Source organism: Arcticibacter sp. MXS-1 (assembly GCF_041902385.1).
Lineage (GTDB): Bacteria > Bacteroidota > Bacteroidia > Sphingobacteriales > Sphingobacteriaceae > Arcticibacter.
This window is the reverse complement of sequence record NZ_CP169244.1, coordinates 2744836-2767594: the sequence shown is the minus strand read 5'-3', so window position 1 is coordinate 2767594 and position 22759 is coordinate 2744836. Positions and strand designations below refer to the sequence as shown.

20 protein-coding genes are annotated in these 22759 nt (G+C 49.7%); 11 read left to right on the top strand and 9 right to left on the bottom strand.

Annotated elements, in window-relative coordinates:
• Window positions 1-2 precede the first annotated feature (2 nt).
• Together ACES2C_RS12030 and ACES2C_RS12025 are read left to right on the top strand one after the other, a co-directional pair.
• Window positions 3-869, top strand: coding sequence for a cell surface protein (locus tag ACES2C_RS12030; RefSeq protein ID WP_374163353.1), 867 nt, complete (start codon window positions 3-5; stop codon window positions 867-869).
• Window positions 870-1425: 556 nt separating this feature from the next.
• Window positions 1426-2586, top strand: coding sequence for an iron-containing alcohol dehydrogenase (locus ACES2C_RS12025; protein ID WP_374163352.1), 1161 nt, complete (start codon window positions 1426-1428; stop codon window positions 2584-2586).
• A gap of 293 nt (window positions 2587-2879) precedes the next feature.
• Here ACES2C_RS12025 and ACES2C_RS12020 read toward each other — a convergent pair whose 3' ends face one another.
• The 5 genes from ACES2C_RS12020 to ACES2C_RS12000 form a co-directional block, all read right to left on the bottom strand.
• On the bottom strand, window positions 2880-3833 hold the full coding sequence (locus ACES2C_RS12020) for an NADP-dependent oxidoreductase (protein WP_374163351.1): 954 nt from the start codon (window positions 3831-3833) through the stop codon (window positions 2880-2882).
• Between the two features lie 65 nt (window positions 3834-3898).
• Entirely contained in the window at window positions 3899-6313 is a 2415-nt protein-coding gene (locus ACES2C_RS12015) for a hypothetical protein (protein WP_374163350.1), read from the bottom strand.
• Window positions 6310-7449: a DUF4249 domain-containing protein gene (locus ACES2C_RS12010; RefSeq protein WP_374163349.1), complete on the bottom strand. Its 1140-nt coding sequence runs from the start codon at window positions 7447-7449 to the stop codon at window positions 6310-6312. The genes ACES2C_RS12015 and ACES2C_RS12010 overlap by 4 nt, the downstream gene beginning before the upstream one ends.
• A 2-nt stretch (window positions 7450-7451) precedes the next feature.
• Complete coding sequence (locus ACES2C_RS12005) at window positions 7452-10271, bottom strand: carboxypeptidase-like regulatory domain-containing protein (RefSeq protein ID WP_374163348.1); 2820 nt, start codon at window positions 10269-10271, stop codon at window positions 7452-7454.
• Window positions 10249-10968, bottom strand: a complete 720-nt coding sequence (locus ACES2C_RS12000) for a hypothetical protein (protein WP_374163347.1) — start codon at window positions 10966-10968, stop codon at window positions 10249-10251. Before ACES2C_RS12000 ends, ACES2C_RS12005 begins: the two co-directional genes overlap by 23 nt.
• A gap of 396 nt (window positions 10969-11364) precedes the next feature.
• Between ACES2C_RS12000 and ACES2C_RS11995 the strand changes: the two genes are divergently transcribed.
• From ACES2C_RS11995 to ACES2C_RS11965, 7 genes are all read left to right on the top strand, one after another.
• Window positions 11365-11730 carry a hypothetical protein gene (locus ACES2C_RS11995; protein ID WP_374163346.1) on the top strand — a complete coding sequence of 122 codons (366 nt, stop codon included), beginning with the start codon at window positions 11365-11367 and terminating at the stop codon, window positions 11728-11730.
• Complete coding sequence (locus ACES2C_RS11990; protein ID WP_374166947.1) at window positions 11727-12491, top strand: alpha/beta hydrolase; 765 nt, start codon at window positions 11727-11729, stop codon at window positions 12489-12491. The genes ACES2C_RS11995 and ACES2C_RS11990 overlap by 4 nt, the downstream gene beginning before the upstream one ends.
• A gap of 30 nt (window positions 12492-12521) precedes the next feature.
• The gene (locus ACES2C_RS11985; protein WP_374163345.1) at window positions 12522-13793 is read left to right on the top strand and encodes a glycosyl hydrolase family 8; all 1272 of its coding nucleotides are present in this window, start codon (window positions 12522-12524) and stop codon (window positions 13791-13793) included.
• Window positions 13794-14042: 249 nt separating this feature from the next.
• The gene (locus ACES2C_RS11980) at window positions 14043-14975 is read left to right on the top strand and encodes a family 43 glycosylhydrolase (RefSeq protein ID WP_374163344.1); all 933 of its coding nucleotides are present in this window, start codon (window positions 14043-14045) and stop codon (window positions 14973-14975) included.
• A 17-nt stretch (window positions 14976-14992) separates the two neighbouring features.
• Window positions 14993-15388, top strand: coding sequence for a carbohydrate-binding protein (locus tag ACES2C_RS11975; RefSeq protein ID WP_374163343.1), 396 nt, complete (start codon window positions 14993-14995; stop codon window positions 15386-15388).
• 368 nt (window positions 15389-15756) lie between these two features.
• A complete protein-coding gene (locus ACES2C_RS11970; protein ID WP_374163342.1) occupies window positions 15757-16419 on the top strand; it encodes a Gfo/Idh/MocA family oxidoreductase in 663 nt (220 codons plus the stop codon).
• Window positions 16420-16424: 5 nt separating this feature from the next.
• Window positions 16425-16871 (top strand): Gfo/Idh/MocA family oxidoreductase, encoded by a 447-nt coding sequence (locus ACES2C_RS11965; RefSeq protein WP_374163341.1) that lies wholly within the window; start codon window positions 16425-16427, stop codon window positions 16869-16871.
• Between the two features lie 45 nt (window positions 16872-16916).
• Here ACES2C_RS11965 and hrpB read toward each other — a convergent pair whose 3' ends face one another.
• Complete coding sequence (gene hrpB, locus ACES2C_RS11960) at window positions 16917-19409, bottom strand: ATP-dependent helicase HrpB (protein ID WP_374163340.1); 2493 nt, start codon at window positions 19407-19409, stop codon at window positions 16917-16919.
• A gap of 536 nt (window positions 19410-19945) precedes the next feature.
• On the opposite strand from hrpB, the gene ACES2C_RS11955 reads away from it, so the two are divergent.
• Window positions 19946-21337, top strand: coding sequence for a voltage-gated chloride channel family protein (locus ACES2C_RS11955; RefSeq protein WP_374163339.1), 1392 nt, complete (start codon window positions 19946-19948; stop codon window positions 21335-21337).
• A 17-nt stretch (window positions 21338-21354) separates the two neighbouring features.
• Here the strand turns inward: ACES2C_RS11955 and ACES2C_RS11950 are convergent, their stop codons facing one another.
• The 3 genes from ACES2C_RS11950 to ACES2C_RS11940 are packed head-to-tail and all read right to left on the bottom strand — an operon-like array spanning window position 21355 to window position 22152.
• The gene (locus ACES2C_RS11950) at window positions 21355-21546 is read right to left on the bottom strand and encodes a hypothetical protein (RefSeq protein ID WP_374163338.1); all 192 of its coding nucleotides are present in this window, start codon (window positions 21544-21546) and stop codon (window positions 21355-21357) included.
• An 8-nt stretch (window positions 21547-21554) separates the two neighbouring features.
• Window positions 21555-21890, bottom strand: coding sequence for a hypothetical protein (locus ACES2C_RS11945; RefSeq protein WP_374163337.1), 336 nt, complete (start codon window positions 21888-21890; stop codon window positions 21555-21557).
• A 16-nt stretch (window positions 21891-21906) separates the two neighbouring features.
• Complete coding sequence (locus ACES2C_RS11940) at window positions 21907-22152, bottom strand: hypothetical protein (RefSeq protein ID WP_374163336.1); 246 nt, start codon at window positions 22150-22152, stop codon at window positions 21907-21909.
• Window positions 22153-22273: 121 nt separating this feature from the next.
• On the opposite strand from ACES2C_RS11940, the gene ACES2C_RS11935 reads away from it, so the two are divergent.
• On the top strand, window positions 22274-22756 hold the full coding sequence (locus ACES2C_RS11935) for a DUF4112 domain-containing protein (protein WP_374163335.1): 483 nt from the start codon (window positions 22274-22276) through the stop codon (window positions 22754-22756).
• The last annotated feature ends 3 nt before the right edge of the window (window positions 22757-22759 follow it).

The window sequence follows — 22759 nt, the reverse complement described above, 5'->3', positions numbered from 1 at the left end:
CTATGAAATCACGTAAGCATCAATTACTACTAGCATTTTCAGTATTCACACTCACCATAGCTGGCTGTAAAAAGGAAAGCGAAATTAACATGGAGGCGCCCGTTCGCCCTATCACTGCGAACAGCAGTCCGTATGTCACCGACTTATTTGAGTACCTTCCCGCACCGGGGCAGGCCATCAATACAACAGCGGGCAGCAAGGCCGGTGCAGAAAACATCCTTGGCAAGAGAGGCAGCGCTGTATCACTAGGGGCGTGGGGCGGAACTATTGTACTCGGATTTGACCATACGGTGATTAACACCCCCGGTGCTCCTGACATCTTAATACTTGGAAATGCTTTTGAAAACTTTGCTGAACCGGGAGTGATTTGGGTCATGCAGGACGACAATGGCAACGGCAAGCCCGACGACACCTGGTATGAGATTGCCGGAAGCGAGTATGGAAAAGAAGGATACGTACGGGATTACTCTGTTACCTATCACCGCCCTGACCCCGCCGGCGATGTTAGCTGGAGTGATAATAAAGGGAATAGCGGGGTAATAAAAAGTGTTAAAACAAATTGGCAATACTATCCCGCCTGGATCACCGCCAACTCTTACACGCTTACGGGCACGCTTCTGCCCAAAAGCAATATAACTGAGGCGACTTTTGTCAGCAGCAAGGCTTTTGAATACGGCTATGCCGACAATACACCAGGCGGCGATCGCATCGACCTTGATGATGCGATCGATAAGGACGGGAAAAAAGTTTCCCTGAAAGGAATCGACTTTATAAAAGTGCAGACCGGGGTCCTGTATAACATGGGCGTGCTTGGAGAACTTTCGACGGAGCTACAAGGAATTGCAGACCTGAGCCTTGTGAAGGAATAGATACACAAGCGAAAAAAAGAGGCTGTGTCAGGAATGACCAGCCTCTTTTTTAAGGCAATTTGCGTATCGTCCACCATGCGAATTGATCGTTGACCTTAATTTCTCCAGGGGGGTAGCGGATGATTCAGTCTTCTTTCTCTGTTGATGCAATTTGTAACAACCGTAAACACTGTTGATCATCGACCTCACTTTCTCTGACCAAAACACGTCTATCAGCGGATTTTTGCTGATTAAAACGGAGTTGCTTTCGTTGAAGCGGTACCAAAGGCTTTTTAGCCGAGGTTTGGCCGTTATGCCGAAGGATCCGCCTGTAAAAAGGAGCTTTTGCCTGGGTATGTCTCTAGCGGCCCGGCCCATGCAAGCTCACTTCCTCTGCTTTCCGCTTATCGCATCCGCTCTGCTTATGTAGATTTCAATGCCAGCGGTCTGACCAACTGCCTCCTTCTCTATACGCAGTGTTCCCTTTACCAGACATTAAACTCTCTTTAATCTTACACTGAACTGATGTAATAATGCCTGCGCATACCTTATTTTGTACTGAACAAAAAAACATATCATGCTCAACTTTGAATTCAAAAACCCGACTAAAATACTTTTTGGAAAGGGACAGATCGCACAAATAGCAACAGAGATCCCGGCACAATCAAAAGTGCTTTTGCTATACGGAGGAGGAAGTATCAAGAAAAACGGAATTTATGAGCAGGTCAAAGAAGCAACCAGAGGCTTTGAGGTAGTCGAGTTCGGAGGGATCCCTGCCAATCCAGAATACGAGGTGCTGTTAAGAGCAATAAAAGTGATCAAAGAAGAAGGCATTACCTTTATGCTCGCTGTAGGAGGAGGATCGGTCATTGACGGAACCAAGTTCCTTTCTTCCGCTGCCTTGTATCAGGGAGAATCTCCCTGGGACATTCTCAGCAAACGAATCCGGACAGAACAGGGCCTTCCTTTCGGAACTGTGCTCACCATACCGGCAACCGGTTCTGAAATGAACTCAGGAGCTGTTATTACACGATCGGAAACACAGGAGAAGCTGGGCATGGGAGGCCCCGGATTGTTTCCTCAGTTTTCTATCCTCGACCCGCAGGTAGTGGCATCCATCCCGCAGCGGCAGCTCGCCAATGGAATTACAGATGCCTTTACACACGTACTGGAGCAATATATGACATACCCGGCAGGAGCACTTCTTCAGGACCGCCTTTCGGAGAGCATCATGCTGACCCTGGTAGAAATAGCGCCCAAAATACTGGCAGACCCGTCGGATTATGAAGCTGCGTCCAACTTTATGTGGAGCTGTACGATGGCGCTGAACGGACTTATCCAGAAAGGCGTGCCGACCGACTGGGCCGTCCACTCTATGGGGCACGAACTCACAGCCTTTTTTGGCATCGACCACGCGCGTACACTTGCTATCATCGCTCCTAATCACTATCGTTATAACTTCGAAAAGAAGAAAGAAAAACTGGCGCAATATGCAGAGCGTGTCTGGTCAGTGGGGCAGGGAACCATAGAAGAAAAAGCGCGTCTTGCTATTGAGAAAACAGAGAACTTCTTTCGCAGCCTCGAAATTGAGACCAAACTTTCTGCCTACACTGCTTCATATGAAGGAACGGCTGAAAAAATAGCACAGAATTTTAGAAGCCGCGGATGGACAGGACTGGGAGAACGAAAAGACCTGAAGCCTGAAGATGTTGAAGAAATTGTAAAAATGAGCTATTAAACCGATTGGGTAAAAAGAACCAGTGTAACGTGAGAGCGTAAATCCACGGGCACTGGTTCCATCATTAGGCCCGTCTGTCGAAGACTAGAACAGTACTTTGAGAAGTACATAAAGCCCCAGAAGAAGCATTGCGGCCTCTGCGCCAACAACGAACTTCGTTACCGATTCGAAAATTCTACTTTTCATAACTGGTTTATTAGGTTGCCTTAAATATAAGAACGTCCAGCCAGAAAAACAATGACAAAAATCACTAAAGAACCTGAAAACCAATGTTCTTTCTTCTCATCAACCTACTAGCCAGGGACCACAACTATTTTCCCCTGCGTATGGCGAGTTTCAATCAAACGCATTGCTTCTGTCGTGTTTTCCAGAGAAAAAGTTGCTGAAACAGGAACCTTAAGTCGTCCTTCGTCTGCCAGCTCCGCGAGCGCAGTTAGCTCGGTACTGTTAGGTTCTACAAATAGATAGTGAAAATCGAGGCCCTCAGGCAAATCTTCTCCCCGATTGAGGATTGACACCAGTCTTCCTCCCTCCTTCAGGGCACCCAGACTACTCTTTAAGGTCTCTCCGCTGGCAGCATCAAAGATAAGATCGACACCGTCCGGAAAAAGAAGCCTTATCTCAGCTGTAATATCTGTATCTTCATAGGAGATACAATGATCAGCCCCAAGCTCTTTCATAAACGCATGATTCCTGCTGCTTGCTACTCCAATTATCGTTGCTCCTTTCTCACGCGCTATCTGAATACCCATTGTGCCAATGCCGCCGCTGGCGCCAAGTATCAACACACTTTGTCCGGGCTGAAGCCGGCCGATGTCGACAAGCGATTGAAATGCTGTCAGTCCTGTCAGAGGGATCCCGGCCGATTCCTCGAATGACAAGGTCTTTGGCTTGAGTGCAAGGTAGCTCTCTGGAAGAACGATATACTCCGCAAAGGTGCCGTACCGAACAATAGGCCGTCGAGCATAGCCATATACTTCATCACCCACCTCAAAACGCCTTGCACTATAGCCCCTCTCTTCAATAACTCCCGCCATATCCCAACCTGGAATAGCAGGAAATGAAACAGGGATAAAGGAATTAAGATACCCCTCCCGTACCGCACTATCAACCGGGTTAACAGCCGCCGCCCTGATCCTTACCAGCACCTCCCCTTCCTGCACTTCAGGGACCTTTACCGTCCTCACACTGATCCTATCTGCGGCACCAAACTCGTCGTATACTGCCGCCCTCATTTGTCTTGTCATTTTTCAAACGCTTTCTCCTATAAATGACCGAAGAGAGCTTTTGTTTAAAGTTTATGACGGGCCCTTTACTTCACCTTGAAACTAAAGGTCTTGCTCACCAGTGTTCCGTCGGCGGCTACTCCTTGCAGAGAGCCAACAAACGTACCCTTCAGGTCAGATGTGTAGAAGCTAATGCTGCATTTCCCATCGACCTTCCTTGTCTTTACATCCGGCTCCCAGAACAGCAGGTTCCTGAAGTCTGGCAAGGTACTCTTACGCAATAATTCGCTTGAGTATTCGGGCAGATAGAACTTTCTCTGTTCAAGGAGGCCCTCATAGTCGACAACCTGATCGCCTGAGTCAAGCTGGTATCCCTCGAGGTTTCCCTTGTATGTCTTAAAGTGAACAATGCCGTCAAAAGATGAGGGGCCCCAGAAGTATCGGTTTGTTATAATGTCGATTGACTTAATCTTTAAAGGGTCGTATTTAAGGATCTTTTCGGTGAGAAAAAATGGAACCCCATCCAGCATCATAAGCGGTTCGGACTGGAACAGCAGGCGTGACTGCTGATTTACGACGGACATCTGCCGTCTGCCAGCCCTTCGTTGAAGCCATATTTCAGGGATATACTCCCTCAAAACTTCCTCAGTAGTTGCGAATCGCGTGTAGTCATCAAGGAAATACGTTTTATCGGGTCTGCCGAAAAAAGGTATGGAATCGCGGACGGCCGGCTGTATTTGTCTTAACTTCTCTGAGAGGAACGCATTTGACACCTGCATATTAATGTTTAGCTGCCGGAGTGAGAGCAGGACTGAGCCCGACGGCATTGACACCCCACTAGGCTGCGTACCGGCGACAAATGAAGCGAAAGGCGACAGGAGCTCAAACTTATAGGATGCGCCTGGGCCTGCTGCCTGCAAAACGAGTTCGTTATGACCATAGAGATCCCTGCTATTAAAAATCAAAATCCCGTCTTTATTACTGATCGCAGAGCAGAGCTGTACCCGATTTCCGGGCACAGACAGATAACAAAGCACATTTGGCACCGGCTCTCCTGTTACTGCTTCAGTCACCCTTGCGCGCACCAGATGCCCGTCATATTCCGGAAGATGCTGCGTCTCGTCCCTGTTAGTGGCACCGGCAAGGATGTGCGCCCAGTTTATCCCTTTAGGCTGAGAACACAGCATAATCGCATCGAGGAGGGCTTGGTCGCCGTTCGCGTTCTCCCACAAGGTTTCCAACCCATCAAACTGCCCCTTTAACTCCGAAGCCACATAGACATAAGAGCGGATGTCCCTTGTCCGTGCTCCAAGGTTGGAGGGCAGATAAAAGACAGACAAGGACAAGTTGGACTGAAGCGGGGCGGCAGCACGATCAAGTACACTTACATCTAAGCTCACCTTTTGCCTTCTTTCCATTGATGTGCCACTTATCTTTAGAATAAGGTGGCCGGTCTCAGCGGGGGATTTGAAGAATAGCCGTTCCCCTACAGGTCTTTTTTCCTTGTTAAATACTGTAAAATAGTTCAGTCCCTCCTTCAGGACGCGCTTTTCCACTTCAAATACTCCCCGCCCCCCGGGCAGGCTACCTGTAAAACAGACACCAGTGCGGGAATGAACGACCAGATGCAAGGGACCGGCATCCTCTCCTTTATCTTCTATCTGAATCCTGACCGCAGAGTCGTCTGTCATCAATTTCATGCTATAGCCCGCTTGTTGGGCCGGAGGCAGTTCACGCATTACCGACTCACCTCCTGCGGGCTCTACCACTACCCGGTACTTCTCCCCCGCTGCCGGCTTAATCAGAAAACTGCCCAGGCCAGCTTGGAGTGAAGCAAACTTAAATACAGTGTCTGATCGCCCGTTCAGTACCGCTCCTCTGAAACTCAGAGGAGTGCGCTCGTCACTAAACACGGTACAGCCTACCCGGCTTTCAAGGCCATCCACCAGATAGCCCCCTTCCGGAAAGAGTTCCACTGAAATTTCCTTCTTGGGACTAACGCGCACCGCCGCCAGACTGTCGTCCTGTGTATTGTATATCCTGAGCGTCTTTCTAAAATAAGAATCAGGGCCGAAGTTCTTCAGCAGACTGGTGTAAGCCCTTAGTTCATATTCGCCGGAGGGTAATTGAGCAGGCAAGTAAAATGAGCCCTTTCCTGTCCCTTCCGACAGAGCCAGCTTAGCCTGCAAGACAGCACCACGATCAGCGCTCAGCACTTCAACATACAACACCTTGCTCAGATCGGATAAATGGTGATTTCCCTCCATCACATAGCCCTTAAACCACAGGATCTCCCCCGTCAGGTAAGTCTCCCGGTCGGTGTGAACGAACACATTTTCCTTCAGCAATTTGCCGTTCCACAGATCAAGAGCATCACCGATCTCCCGGGCAGGGCCTGTTTGGGAGAAGACTGACAAAGAAAAGAACCAGGCTATGCCGAGCAGGGCGTATTTTAAAGCTGCTCCTGAACTTTTCTTGGAATTAAAAATTTGAAAGATCATGGCCAGAATGAAGGTTTGATGTTCGTACCTCTTAATGTACAATCCACGCAGATGGTGGAAGTTCCAGTGTATCTCGTTTGCCCTTTCTCGGTTATATATTTTTCCAACGGCTCGGCCATGTTGTATCCGAACGCGGACTCAAGGCTATCAGGGTCGGCACTCACATCCACCATGGCGCAGTCCTGCTGATAATGCCAGGGCCTCACTTCATCCGCGGAAATAAAGATCCTTTTTTCCTGTGGCACACAGGCTCCCACAAACCCCAGAACCTGTTCTTCGGGACGGGTCAGACATTTTACATTTCCTGGAATCTCAGAGGGCTGCGGATCAAAGATGCTTCCTATTTCCTCTGTATTCTTTTTGATCTTCTGCCAATACTTGTATTCAGCCTCTGACATCGCATATTGCCTCACCAGCACCGAATAAAGGACGCTTAACTGCCAGGAATTTGCTGGAATGTTCAGTAGTCTGAAGTCTTTGATCACATCCTGGCTGAGGCTTGCAGAAGAACCTATCAGGATCAGCGTCGAGTTCTCGCTTTTCCAGCATTTATAGATATCCATATAGTTAGGACGGTCAACAATAGCGCGATTCTGATAGTCGATAGTAGAAATATAGGGAGAACGGAACTCCCACGTATGGCTATACTCCCACCTGTAATAACGCGTTGATCCCTGGCTATCGTGAGTGCTTACCCCGATAGAAACACCGGAAGCCCCTTTAACCCATCCAACCTGATCGATTGGAGGCGTCCGCTTCATTGTCACGAATTCAGAGGCATAGTCGGCTCCGCCAACTTGTATCCTCAACCGGTACTTCTTCTCCGCACTTAAACCGGCCAGGACAGCAGTATAAGTACCGTCGTTTTTCCCGGGCAGATAGTACCGCGAAGCTTGCTCATCTTCCACCCATACAAGCGCATTTGTTTCTACCGAGTACGTTACGTCGCCCACTTCCGCGGTACGAGACAGCCGTACGGTAGTAGGAGCAGTTCCGTCAGAAATGTTTCCTTCCACTACAAGCAGGTTCATATTTTTCTTATCTACTTCTGGAGTGAACGGCTCTTTGCAGGCCGTTTGAAGCAGTGCAATCAGAAGAACGGCTGACAATAATGGTCGCAGTGAGTGAAATTGCATGATCAAAAACGTATATTATAATTGATGTAGGGTACCGGGCTCCCGAAGATCGATAGCTTATATCCTTTTATTCTTTGACCTTCCGTTACGAAGTATGTTGAGTATGCATTTTTTCGGCCGGTCAGATTGTACACCCCGAGCGTAAAAGAATTATGAGCAAACTGGTGCACCTTATGATTCCCCGCAATATTAATTCCGAAGTCGACCCTGAAATAGTCGGGAATCCGGTACCCGTTACGGTCGGAGTATAACAAGCGCGGTCCTCCGCCATACCAGTACCGTGCAACAGGAAGAGTGATTGGCCGACCGGTACTGTAAGTGGTATTCAGTGAAAAACTATAGCGGTGAGAAAACTTGAAATTACCCACAAGGGTAAAATCATGCGGCTTATCATAGCTGCCAGGGTAATAATTTCCGCCGTTTACAATTTCTCCATCTTCCTTGTTGTCGGTTTTCAGCAAGGTTCTTGAATAAGTATAACTCACCCAGCCGTTCATTTTTCCCGCCAGCTTTTTTATCATAAACTCCAGTCCATAAGCCTTTCCGCGTGTCTCCATTACATCCCGCTCTATATGCTCGTTCAGCACAAGGCTGGCACCGCTCTTATAGTCAAGGTAATCCTTCATCCTTTTATAATAGCCCTCAACTGATGTTTCGATTGTGTTCGACTTGAAATTCTTGTATAAACCTATGGACACCTGATCCCCGTGCTGCGGCTTAATATTCAGGTCACTCAGCTTCCATATATCGGTAGGTGCAATGGCTGTGGTATTGGAAAGCATATGGATATACTGTCGCATCGTATTATATCCTGCCTTTATGGAAAAGTCGCCTCCAAAAGCATATCTGGCAGACAGGCGATACTCAGGGCCGTGGTAGGTCTTAATCGTCTCGCCCTTCTTATACTGCACAATCTCAAGCAGGTTCCCTTCATCCACCGGCAGCCCTGGCGCATATTTGCTGACCGTCTTCGGCCCGAGATTCTGGTAGAGCGAGTAGCGGATGCCGGCGTTAATGGTAAATGCCGTACTAACATCAAACTTCTCATTGATATAAACCGCGCTCTCCAGAGCCTTTTCGTCCTCCATATCGCGACGAACAATAAGAGATTCCCCTCCCTCAGGCGTAAAGGTGCCAGGGTTAAGGCTATAATGAATCGAGGAAAGTCCGGTATTAATGGTGTGCTCATTGCCGATATAGTAGTTAAAATCCGCTTTAGCAGAAAGTTGCCTAATGTCGAACTTCATCCTGTAGGAGTCTTCTTCCTCTGTGTTGCTATAGTTATTGTAACGATATCCGTCATATCCCCCGGTAATAACACTGAACAGCTTGTTATTGAACACGTGTTTCCATTTGACGGAAACGTTCTGATTGTTGTACCGGAAAGTCGTATCGCTCGCCAGATTAGATTTGTCGTTACTATAATAACCCGTCACATACAGATTATTCTTCTCATTGAACTGGTGGCTGACGTGGATATCCAAGTCTGAAAAAGATGCGTCGCTGTTTTTATAGTCGGCCTTTCCGGGTAAAGACTTAAGAAGCCAGTTCGAATAGGTGGTGCGCCCTCCGAACATGAAAGAGGTTCTGTCTTTCCAGATAGGCCCCTCAATATTAAACCTGCTGGTCAGAAGTCCGATACCGGCAGAGCCCGTAAATTTCTTTTTGTTGCCTTCTCTGCTGGTTACAGCGAGAACGGAGGAAAGGCGGCCGCCATAGTAAGCAGGAATGCTGCTCTTATAAAGCTCCACATCCTTCACCCCCTCGGCATTAAACGCTGAGAAGAATCCAAAAAAATGTGAAGGATTGTAAATAGTAGCATCGTTATAGAGGATCAGGTTCTGGTCGGCAGCACCGCCTCTCACATTGAAACCGGTGCTTGCCTCACCCGCCGACTTAACCCCCGGCAAGGTCAGCACCACTCGCAGTACATCGGTCTCACCGAAAACAGTAGGAACTTGTTTAATCGTCTGGATGCTCAGCTTCTCTATTCCCATTTGTACGTTCCGGACATTCACTGCTTTATCAGACGAGATCACCACCTCCTTTAGTGCCTGGACCTGGTCAATCACCTCTATATTCACGCGCCCTTCGCTGTAAAGCACAATTTGCCTCCTTGCCGGACGTATCCCAATGCCCGACACACTGATCACGTTCCTGCCTCTGGGAAGCGACAAGCTGTAATATCCGTACTGGTTAGTTACAACGCCTACCCGCGGGGACTCAGACACAACAGAAGCCCCGATAACCGGCTCGCCGGTAGCTAAATAACGGACATAGCCTGCCAATACTACATTCCCGGGAGGCACCTCTCCTGTTTTTGCTCCTATTTCATAGACCTTGTTCTCCAGCGTTGCTTTAATTGCCGGCATAGCAGCTCCCCCCATTAAATCTACCGCCTCTGCCCGGCGTGTCCTCAGTAGGGGAGCCGATGCCTGCCGCTGATCTGTAAATGCAGGAGGCAGACTGGTAACGATAGGTCTCTTGTAACTTATAAAGACGTACCGGTTGTCCTGATCCAGCCCGTAGAAATAATCTGTATTCTTTAAGGCCACTTTTAACAAACTGTCGAGCGCTACATCTTTAACGTCCAGGGTGATAGCAAGGGAATCGCTATGGCGGGGATCGTAAAAGATGGTGTAGCCCGTATTTTTCTTCAGAAAAGAGGCCAGATCGCCTAGGCTACTCTTAGAAAAGGAAGCCGACATCCTGTCGGAGCCAGTTTGTCCCACAACCGTCGTGCCCCCGATGGCAAGCATAAGTGTGAGCAGAAGATACTGTACAACCTCTGCAATTCCCTTAGTTCTCTTTACGATCGGCATAGGACACAATTTTGGTTAATACGAGCTCTTTTTGCTTGCGGAACTTGAACTTATTCTTCTTCAGGTAAGATCGGATCGCTCCCTTATCGCCAACTACTTTTAAAGTCTGACGGGCATTCCGCACAGGGAAGACATTGCGGTCTTTCAGTACAAAATAAGCCACTTTTGGATCTATTCGAATAAAGGACTTCCTGTCAACAATTTCATTCTGAGTGAATGCGCTCCGAAGAACCAGCAGACGCCATGTACCGGAATAAAGCTCGTCGTAAGTTGCCTCTTTTAAATTCTTTATACTGTCGGCTGCCGTGACCCTTACAAAATGATGACCGGAAAGATCGAAAGAGCTCAGTCTGCTATTGAGCAGCCGGATGCGCGAAGGCGTGGTTGCGTATTTAACGATAAGGGCGTCCTTGACCATGTCATACTGCACTTGTACGTCCAGATAAGTTACGCCGTCATACGTAACAGAACCTGCAACAAGGTGGTCGTACAAGTAGTACGGATTACCGATAATATCAGGAGGATAGCCGAGCTCTTCAACACCATTATAGATATTAAGGTGCTCTGCAAGTTTCTTTTGAAAGAGGTCGATAGTATTCCTCCTGGCTAAAGAATCACTTCGTCCGGCCGCTTGTGCATGTGCCTTTCCGAAGGAAAACATAAATAAAGACAGGCTCAGGATAACAAATTGCTTCACTGTTGATATTTAGACGGACGTAATTTAGCTATTTTTTTCCAACAAAGAGCGAATCATTGAACAGATCAGCTATTAACTGCGAAAAATTAAAGAAGCACAGCGGTCAGACCGGCGTCTTTAAACATTTGGAATATAAAATTAAGAAAACGTGCGACTCTGACTACTTTCTTTACTCGAATTTTGTTAAAAGAGGGGGCGGCGAGCTCCATGGAAACCCCTGTTGCTCTCGCCAGATGGGAAGGACTCAGAAAAAAATAAAAGAGCCTGGAACAAAAGTACATCAACAACCAGTTATAAGTTTTATGAACCCGTTTCCATTAAACAAAGATGTACTACGGTGCCCGAAGCTCTTAAATAAGGCAAGAGATCTTTATATAAACCTAAAATAACAAACTCATGAATTGCAAATTTCTGGCTATCGCCGTCGCAGTGATACTATTCTGCAGACCCGGCCACGCGCAGACGGGCGCTACCGTACTGGACGACTTCAAGCCCTCCTCGCTGAACCAGCCCGGACAAGAGTACCCTCAGGTTAATTCACAGGGCTACGTCCGCTTCCGTATTGAAGCGCCTAAGGCGCAGAGTGTGGTGGTGAGCCTGGGCCTCGGCGGAACACGCGGCGGCACACCACTCACGAAGGGGACCGACAGCATCTGGACAGGCACTACCGCCGGTCCTATGGAAGAGGGCTTCCACTACTACCACGTTACAATAGATGGCGGTGTTTTCAATGATCCCGGAGCACTAAACTTCTATGGCTGAACACGCTGGGAAAGCGGGATCGAAATACCGGCTCACGACCAGGACTTCTACGCATTGAAGGACGTCCCCCATGGCCATGTTCAGCAGATCCTTTTCCCGTCAAAGAGTACCAATACATCCCGTCGTGCATTTGTCTATACTCCCCCGGGTATCAAAATGGTCGCTCCAGGCGCTATCCCGTCCTGTACCTGCAACACGGCTGGGGAGAAGATGAAACAGCGTGGACCAACCAGGGACGGGCTAACCTGATCATGGATAATTTGATCGCCGAAGGGAAAAGCAAGCCTTTCATCATCGTGATGACCTATGGGATGACCAACGTGATCACACCGAGGGCCGGAGGGCTGAGGAATTTCGATATTAAACCGTTCCAGACGGTACTTCTGGATGAACTCATTCCCTACATAGACGCCAATTTCCGCACTATAGCAGACCAGGGTCACCGCGCAATGGGCGGACTTTCAATGGGTGGCTTTGAAACCCATACCATCACACTTGCCCGTCCGGATGTGTTCTCACACTATGCATTGCTCAGCGGCGGCATCTATACGCCTGAAGAAATTAAAGACCGGTCAAAAGTTAAGCTCATCTTCATCAGCTGCGGCAGTTTCGAAGGTCCGGAGCGCGTAACAAAGGCGGCAGAAGAGCTGAAGGCAGCCGGATTTAATGCAGTTTCTTATGTCTCGCCCAATACGAGGCATGAGTTCCAGACCTGGCGGCGAAGCCTCTATCAGCTTGCCCCGATGTTGTTTAAAGATTAAAACAGGACAGGCATCTCTCATCACTTGTATATGAAGCGTGTAAACATCCTATTGCTGTGCATAGCCGTTCTGCTGTTCAATTATGCAGACGCCCAGAACAAAAACACACAGAGAAAGGCGGGAGCTCAGCCCGCTTTTCTCTCCGGCCAGTATAACAATTTGTTCCTGCAGGCAGGATACAGTCGGGCAGACATCGATAAAAAAGTGGACAAAGCGTACCACGACCTGTTCGAAGGCCCCTCCCGCATTTATTTCGAGGTGGGCGACAGCATGGCCTACGTATCGGACCTGAAAAACAACGACGCAAGGACAGAAGGACTGTCATATGGAATGATGGTGGCCGTACAGCTCGGCAAAAAAGACGTGTTTGATCGTATATGGAGGTGGTCAAAAAAGTATCTTCAGCATCAGGAGGGACCCAGGGAGGCTTACTTTGCGTGGAGCATCAATCCCAAAACCATGAAGAAAAACTCAGAGGGATCAGCTTCTGATGGTGAGCTTTACTACATCACCAGCCTGCTATTCGCCGCCAACAAGTGGGGTAACAACACGGGGATCCATTATTATAATGAAGCCAGAAGGATCCTGGATGCCATGTGGAAGAAAGACGGCACTGGCAATATTTACAATTTAATCAATACAGAACACAAGCAGATATCCTTCGTGCCTGAAGGCCGCGGCTACACGTGGACCGACCCCTCCTATCATTTGCCTGCCTTCTATGAAGTATGGGCATTGTATGCAAAGGATGGACATGAACAGTTTTACAAGGATTGTGCCGATACAGCGCGTTCTTTCCTGCACCGGGCCTGCCACCCGGTGACGGGTCTCAATGCAGACTATACAGGTTTCAATGGACAAGCGAGGTCTACCCCCTGGGCTCCTTCTGCTTTCCGTTACGATTCATGGAGAGTGCCCATGAACATTGCAATGGACTACCTCTGGTTTGGCAAAGACAGAGCCTGGCAGGAAGATTATGCGAAGCGCCTTCAGGGCTTCCTCCGGTCCAGGGGCATCGAGCGTTTCGAAGATCAGTTTAATACCGACGGCTCTCTGCCCAGCTATATTCTGGACGCCGGGGGCTTTAGAAAGCTCAGACACTCGCTTGGCCTGGTGTCTACCGCGGCAACCACCTCTGCGATGAATAAGGAAAAAGGAAGCCTTGATTTTGTGCATCACCTTTGGAAGGCCCGACTGGAGCCTTACGGGGACGGCTATTTTGATCCTTACTACGACGGGCTCCTGTATTTATTCAGCCTGATGCATCTCAGCGGTAAATATCAGATCATCAAACCGACCTGATAAGAGCTCGTTTTTTCCGAAAGCCCGTTTGCATTATCGACATCATTAATTGCTTTTAAAATCGCAATGAGATCGCTTTTCCCACTAGTTTTCATCCCCTTTCAGGGTAACGGGCGAGGTGGCTTTTATGAACGAAATAGTTCGCTTTGTAAAGCCAGAGAAGGAACTAACTCTGTTTAATTGTTATTTGTCCCTGTCACTTAAAAAAGAAGTCACTAGCTCATCAGTCAGTTTTATCGTTTAACTTTTATGAATAAATGCCTTTTTTCGTTAACGGCCTCGGTTATCGCACCTCTGCTGATTCCACTTTGTCTCCATGCGCAGAACCCTCTCATCCGTGATCAATTCTCCGCCGATCCCTCGGTCAGGGTATTCAATGACAGAGTGTACCTCTTTCCTTCCCACGATATTCTGGCCAGAGAAGGAAAGGGACGGGCGGGGTGGTTCTGCATGGAAGACTACCACGTTTTTTCTTCCTCGAATCTCACCGACTGGACTGATCATGGCGTAATCCTTACACAGAACAAGGTGCCCTGGGTAAAACCCGACAGCTATAGCATGTGGGCGCCCGACTGCATTGAAAGGAACGGGAAGTACTATTTCTATTTCCCTGCTCCGGCTGCCGATACGGCGAGTTATGGTCGGGGCTTTTCAATTGGTGTAGCAGTAGCCGACAAGCCTGAAGGACCGTATGTTCCGGAACCGAACCCGATTAAAGGGATCCGGGGCATTGACCCTAATGTCTTCATTGATAAGGACGGACAGGCCTATATTTACTGGTCACAGGGAAAGATTTACGGCGCCCGTTTAAAAGAAAATATGATAGAGCTGGCTTCGGAAGTAACGGAATTCGCGCAACTCCCTGAAGCGGGACTAAAGGAGGGCCCGTATGTGTTTGAAAGAAAAGGGCTCTACTATCTTACATTTCCTCACGTTGAGAATAAAATTGAGAGACTGGAATATGCAATTGGGTCAAGCCCTCTGGGTCCGTTTAAGATGACGGGGGTGATTATGGACGAGTCGGAAACCGGATGCTGGACCAATCACCATTCGGTTGTGTCCTTCAGAGGCCAGTGGTATCTGTTTTATCACGACCGCGACTATTCGCCTCAATTTGACAAGGCCCGGTCGGTCAGGGCCGACAGCCTTTTTTTAACGACGACGGCAGGATCAGGAAGGTAGTTCCCACACTAAGAGGCGTGGGAGTAACCAGTGCCGATGCCCGCATCCAGATCGACCGGTTCAGCGCCAGGAGCAAAGATGCACAGGTTGTCTTTCTCGATACTACAAACAGGTTTGCGGGGTGGAAAACCGTTTTCCCGAAGCCAGGCTCCTGGATCCGCTACAACACAGTCGATTTTAAAGCAGGGCAGGCGAAAGAGGTGAGTGTAAGGGTTCACTCCGCAGCAGGCGCCTCGTTGACGATCCGCGCAAATGATGCTTCCGGTCCGGTAATCGCAACCGTTTCTATACCTCCTAAAAACAGCTGGGAAACGGTAGAAAAGCGCATTCCTAAAGTTCCTCAGGGCGTGATCCACCTCTTCGTCGAGCTAAAGTCTGGATCGGCTGAAGTAGACTGGATCAGCTTCCGGTAAAAGGATGCGGCGTCCAAATCAGGATGAGCGACCAGTTCACAGGCCCCCACTCCTGCATTCGGCGCTTTTGATCACAGTCAGCCACCCAGCACAAATAAGGTCATAGCGCTGAGGCAGAAAAAGAAAGCCGAACGCATTGACTCAAAATATGATTTCCGTTAAAGATGGCCGATCAGGACCAGGAATACGGTAATCAAAGCCTGTTAATTGTGCCTCTTCGGCCTTTAAAACTTAAATGAGCAATGCGTCTTGCAAAAATAGTAATAATCCCAATAGAGCATCGCAGCCCTCCTTTGAAGATCTGCGAGAACAATCTGACCGAAAGCATTTAAGAAAGTGTATATTAGCAATAACCAGACTCATCTTCTATGAAAGTTAAGCACGACTACAACCGGAGGCAATTTCTGAAGCTAGCCTCGTACGCCGCGGGCACATTCGCATTGAGCCCTGCCCTTCAGACCCTGGCAGCCTGCTCTGCCGGAAGGCCAACTGGCAAGTTAGGCATTGCACTGGTGGGCCTTGGAGGCTATAGCGGCGGGCAACTGGCCCCCGCTCTGCAGGAAACCAAACACTGCTATCTCGCCGGCATCGTCACAGGTACACCCTCAAAAGCTCAATCCTGGTCGCAGCAATACAACATCCCTGAAAAGAACATCTACAACTACGAAAATTTCGATTCAATTGCCGACAACAAGGATATTGACATCGTCTACGTAGTCCTGCCCGTCTCCATGCATAAAGATTTTACAATACGTGCAGCAAAGGCCGGCAAGCACGTGATCTGCGAGAAGCCGATGGCACTTAATGCGGCCGAATGCCAGGAGATGATTACCGCCTGCCGCAAGGCAAGAAAGATGCTTTCCATCGGGTACCGGCTGCACTTTGAGCCCCACAATATGGAGGCGATGAGGCTCGGACAAAAGCAGGTTTATGGAAAAATCACCGACATCGATACGGCTAACGGCTTTACCTATCGGGGAAATCCCAATGCGTGGCGACTCAAAAAAGCCTTGTCAGGCGGGGGGCTTTAATGGACATGGGAGTATACAGCATCCAGGCATCCCGGTACAGCACGGGAATGGAGCCCCTCTTCGTGAAAGCAACCGAGCAAAAGACAAGGCCTGACTTCTTCCGCGAAGTGGACGAAACGATATTTTGGGAACTTGAATTTCCCAATGGCCTCATGACTAAAGGGAAGTCGAGCTACAACCATAACTGGGGATATCTGAAAGTGAAAGCAGAAAAAGGCAGCTTTGAACTGGAACCAGCTTTTTCGTACGGAGGCATAAGTGGCAGAACGCACCAGGGGCCAATGGACCTCCCGCAGGTGAACCAACAGGCCCTGCAGATGGACGACTTTGCCCAATGTATCCTTCAAAACAAGGCTAGCCGAATACCAGGAGAGGAAGGATTGAAAGACATGAAGGTAATCGACGCCATCTACCGGAGCATCGCCTCGGGCAAAAAAGAACGCATCGTATAGCTTTTACTGATCTTGAATTGCCCCCGACGCTGGCTTAAGTCGTCATCAGCTGCTTCTGCGCCTTACCCCACTCACCGCTTCGGCATTTAAGGGATCCTCGGGCCAGGAGTGCCTGGGATACCGCCGCTTTAGTTCTTTTCTCACCTCGAAATAGGTATTTTTCCAGAAGCTCCGCAGATCAGACGTCACCTGGACCGGCTTAAAGCCGGGCGACAATAAGTGCAAGACAACTCCCTGCCGTCCTCCATTGATGCGGGGAGTGTCCATCATACCAAAAACTTCCTGCAGCCGCACAGCCAGGACCGGCGGCTCTCCATGTTCTGAGTACCGAAGCCGGATCATGGAGCCGCTTGGCACCTTTATAGCTGCTGGCACAAGTTTGTCGAGCGACTGCTGCTTTTCATAATCCAGGCTCTGTTGAAGTACCTGCACCAGGTCAATACGACGTAAATCTTCGTTTTTTCGCACCCCGGCAAGATAAGGAGCAAGCCATGCAGCAGGTTCTTTAAGGAGACTGTCCGTCCGCACGTCGGGCCAGTCCTCTTCAGGCCTCCAGATCCTCAGGCTCATCAGACGAGCTTGCCACTGCTGTGTTGCCTCGGTAAAGTCGAGCAACTGCTGGCCCTCCAGCCGTACGGCCGCACATATGGCCTCCACCAGTTGCTCTTCAGGAACTTGCCGCATGTTCTCCGACTCCAGCGACAAACTACCGATCTTTCTGTCGCGCCTGGCAACAAGGCCTCCCTTTCTTACATTCCATTCTACCAGATCCTGCTCCTGCGCAAACGGAAGAAGATCCGCCGGGTTAACAGGAGCGGCTATAAATATCTTGCCAACACCTTTCTTTGAATCTATCTGCGCGATGGAGAGCCACGGTTCCCTTGCCAGATCATCATCGGCACTAAGGGCAGCAGTTTTACCGTTCGCCAGCTGAAACTGACCCTCAAAGCCGGGCCTTGCCTTTGCAATGCGTTCGGGGTAAGCGTAAGACAGCAGCAGTCCCGTCTGATAATTGTCATTAGGGGCATTCTCTTCCCCAACCTGCAAGAGCCTCCGGTACGCCGAAGCAACTTTCTCAACGTTTTCTAGTCGCCTGTCCTGAAAATTCCCGGACCGATACCGGCGAAGCAACTGGATGCGAAGATTCAGGTCGGCAGAACTGGCATTCTCCAGCGGATCCCTTTCCTCAAGCAGGGCGGCCACATCGGTAGCCAGAGCCTGTACTCCTGCCGAACGCGCACGGATCAGCATATGGGCAATGCGGGGGTGGCAGGGCAGCCGGTGCATCTGCCTTCCGTGTGCCGTCAGCTTGTTTGCGTCCGCCGCTTCCAGTTGTTCCAGCAGCTCCGAAGCAAAGTTCAGTGACGATGCGGGCGGGGCATTCAGCCAGGTAAGCTCTGATACATTCTGTATCCCCCACTCCATCAGATCCAATAGCAGAGGTGCCAGATCTGCTTCCAGGATCTCAGGCGTGCGGAAAGGCGCCAGTCGCTCATGTGTGGCCAGCGACCACATGCGGTAGCACACCCCCGGGCCTAACCTTCCAGCCCTTCCCTTCCGCTGCTCTGCTGAATCAAGCGAGACCTGGGCGGTTTTCAATCCCGATAAGCCAGTCCGCGGATCAAAAGCAGAAAGACGCGTGTATCCGCTATCGACCACCACCCGGATCCCTTCTATGGTTAAACTCGTTTCTGCAATAGAAGTGGAAAGTACCACCTTTCTTTTCCCCTCGGGCGAGGGCATAATTGCGGCATTCTGCTCAGCAAAAGAGAGCTGCCCGTAAAGGGGATGTACTGAAACAGGGCCAGCCAACCGTTGCAGCAAACTTTCACACTTCCGTATCTCGGCCTGCCCCGGAAGAAAAACCAGGATGTCGCCCTCCTGCTCCCTTAATGCCCGGCTCACTACTCTCGCGGCCTGCTCGGCGATCTGATAGAGGTCCTGTTCACCGGTATAGATCACTTCAACCGGATAGAGCGCCCCTTTACTCTCTACCACCGGTGCAGACAACAAGTCCGCCAGCCTCTCCGTGTCAAGAGTAGCCGACATGACCATGATGCGCAGATCAGGCCGCAGGATCTGCTGCGACTCCCGGCATAATGCCAGTGCTGTGTCAGCATGGATGCTTCTCTCATGAAACTCGTCAAATATCACCAGACCTACATCTTCCAGCGCATTATCGCTTTGCAGCATCCGAGTGAGGATGCCTTCGGTCACCACCTCAATACGCGTTTCTGCAGAAATCTTATTCTCAAAACGAATCCTGTATCCCACACGCTTTCCCGTCTTCTCCCCCAGCAGAGAGGCCATACGATTGGCAATTGTTCCGGCTGCCAGCCTGCGGGGTTCCAGCATAATAATCTTCTTTCCCTGCAGCCAGGGCTCCTCCATCAGGGCCAGAGGAAGCACCGTGCTCTTTCCCGCCCCCGGAGGAGCGCCCACAATAAGCGTATTCTTATTGCCGAGCTCTCTTCGCACCGCTTCAATAATTTCAACAACGGGAAGTCCTGTTTTGTATGGATCGAACGTGTAAGCCATCTTCTGCAAAGATATCAATTACGAAGCGCGTTATGAGTCGCAGGTTTTGTGTGGTATGCTGAGAGGAGCCACCTGGAAGTTTTGAATGCTACTGGCCGGACCGGCATGGCAACGCTATGCACCTAACAGCTCGGACAGCGCTGTTGGGAAGAGCACGGCCGACACATCTACAAACATCAGGATATCTTTGCTAGAGGCCCGCTTCAAATCTACTACTGTGCTCCCCCTGCCTTGTCTAATCCTCGTTCCTGACTTGGGTCGGGCGCAGGGTGAGGGCAAGGTGAGCCCGTGGTGAGTCCGTCTTTTGTAAGTAAAAGTCGGGCTCACCACGGGCTCTAGTCGGACTCACTACGGCCTCACCCCCACTCATACACCTGCCAGAGGCAGGCCGGTCCAAACGCAAGAGCGAACTTTTAAGGCACCTGGACCGGATTAGATCAAAGCCCTCCGCTGCAGTAATTGCCAAAAAGCTATCTTTGCGTGCAACAACAGAAGCAGGGTCAACCCTGCTCTTTATTCTATTATCAGCCATAGAGATGAACGAACGGCACAGGCAGTTTCCTCTTTTAAAGCAACTCCTCAGGTGGATCCTCGTTGTTCCGCCAGTAGCAATAGCCGTTGGCTGCATGGTCGCATTATTCCTTTGGCTGTTGCACGAAGCCATCCATTTGCGTTTCCGCTTCCCTGTGCTGTTGTTTTTCCTGCCCCTGGCCGGTCTTCTGATTCATTTCATTTACAAGAAACTGGGAAAGTCGTCAGAAAAGGGAAACAACCTGATCATCGAAGAAATACATCAGCCGGGCGGGGGCATCCCCCGACGCATGGCACCGATCGTTCTGCTCTGTACGGTGATCACCCATCTTTTCGGCGGCTCCGCGGGGCGCGAAGGCACAGCTGTACAGATCGGAGGCAGCATTGCTCAGATGTTCGGGCGGTGGTTCAGACTCGGCGAGAAAGACATGAAAATGCTTCTGACTGCCGGCGTTGCAGCTGGGTTTGGGGCGGTGTTCGGCACGCCACTTGCAGGCGCTGTTTTTGCGATGGAAGTGCTCAGCATCGGAAAGGTACGTTATGACTCCCTCCTCCCCTGCCTGTTAGCCGGAATTCTGGGCGATACTACCGTATCGGCCTGGGGGCTCCATCACACAACCTACCACATCGGCATCGTCCGCCTGTCCGATGGTCTATTTCCTCAGTATATCAGTCCTGACTTCCTTCTTCTGCTCAAGGTCGTTATTGCTTCTGTTGCCTTCGGACTGGCAGCATTCCTCTTCTCCTTCCTGGTAGCACTATTAAAGTCATTCTTCAACAGGCTGCTGAGCAGGCGGTGGATGATCCCGCTAGCAGGAGGACTCATCATCATCCTGATTACATTCTTGCTGGGCAAGCCTGACTATCTGAGTCTTGGCGTCGATGCGGAATACCCTGGTGCTGTCACTATTCCTTCTGCATTCAGCGCAGGAGGCGCGGATACCTGGAGCTGGCTTTGGAAAACCCTCTACACAACAATTACGCTTTCAAGCGGTTTTAAGGGAGGCGAAGTAACCCCCCTGTTCTATATTGGGGCTACACTAGGAAACACCCTTTCGCTCCTACTCGACGCTCCTGTTGGCCTGTTTGCTGCTCTGGGCTTCATTGCCGTCTTCGCGGGAGCCACCAATACTCCGCTGGCATGTACCATCATGGGGGTGGAGCTCTTCGGGAGCGAGCATATACACCTTTTTGCCGTAGCCTGTTTCATTGCCTACTTCTTCAGCGGGCATTCCGGCATCTACGGTTCGCAGCGTATTGCTGTGCCGAAGATCCTCTCAGGACGCCATGCAGAAGGGGCCATCCTCAGCGACGCAAATGCAAGAAGAATGCGCCTTTTCTCCAGAAAGATCAGCCGGTTGCGGCTGATGCTCAGAAAAACACGGAACGAACAGTAAAAGAGCTGGCATTGCCTTTAGTTGAGGCCTGTGTTATACCCCTCGAACGTCCAGTATCCTTCGTTATCCTTTTTATAGCTCACCGTATACGTTTCGCCCTCAATAGACAGGTCGAAGTTAAAATTGCGAACGGAGCGGTCGGCTGGAACATAGTGTGAAACCAGCCCGTCGGCAACCGATTTGACCGCATCAGCCAGTTCGTCTTTCACTTCGCGGATCAGGATCTCGACGCCGGTAAGTTCAAAAACGAGGTTCTGAAGCCGGTGCAAAAAAACTCTCTACTTAGAAGTATCGCCCCATCCAGAATGACTTCCATGTGGGCGGGCTGGCCCCGAAGCTCAAGAGATGGATAGGATGAAAAAAAGTAGGTATCCTCAGACGAACGGACAAAGCCGAACTTGTCGAGCCACTCAGCGCTGAGGGCGATCGAACAATAAGCACGGCTCTCCTCGTCCTTAAACTGAAGTGCGGTGATGATCTCAGAAGTAACTTCAACTGCTGTTCCGTCCTCCCGACCGATCAGGTTTCCTATTCGTAATTCAGTTGCCAGCATAATGTTGGTCAGACTACTATTTATCGAATACAGCACGTTTCAGGTCGAACTTATCCAAGGCCTGATCAAGCAGGGAACGTCTCTCATCTTTGTCTTCTTCCGAAAGCGACTGCCAGTTGACTTGGCCGAAGAATTCATCCCATCCTGCAGGCGAATTTTCAAATTCTTCAAGGAAATACTGTTTAATATTCACTCCAAATGGCACTTTATTCAGATTCGTAAATACCATCATGTCTAAAGCCTGCTTATCTAATACCTGCATATTCATTGAAATTAAAGTCCATAGATAATATTATTTGTCCATCATTCAAAACAGAAAACACACGAGCAAGGCAAAGTGCTCTATTTCATAAATCTTTTTTTCAAAAGCAGGTTTTAGAAGTATGAGTTATGAAAAACACCGTTCACTGCCTGTGCTCGACCCTCGCCTGAAATGGGTGGAACGGGTTTCCAACCTTATGGACAACCAGTTCAGACTGCCTGGCACCTCGTTCAGGTTCGGGCTCGATCCCATCATCAATTTCGTGCCGCTGTTGGGCGACCTGTCCGGATTTCTAATATCCGCCACGCTGGTGCTAAGCATGGCCCGGCATGGTGTGAGCCGGAAAGTGGTGATCCTGATGGTGCTGAACATTCTGCTTGACGCTGCGATTGGAGCCATCCCCCTTATTGGATGGATCTTCGATTTTAGTTTTAAAGCCAACACAAGGAATATTAATTTACTGAGGAAGCACTACACAGAAGGCAAATATCAGGGAAGCGGAAAGGGCATTATTATGATCATCGTCCTTGTACTGATCGTCTTCTTGGGAGTTTTCTGCTATTTGCTCTGGCTGTTCTTCAAGTGGCTTGCCGGTGGCTTTTAGTCC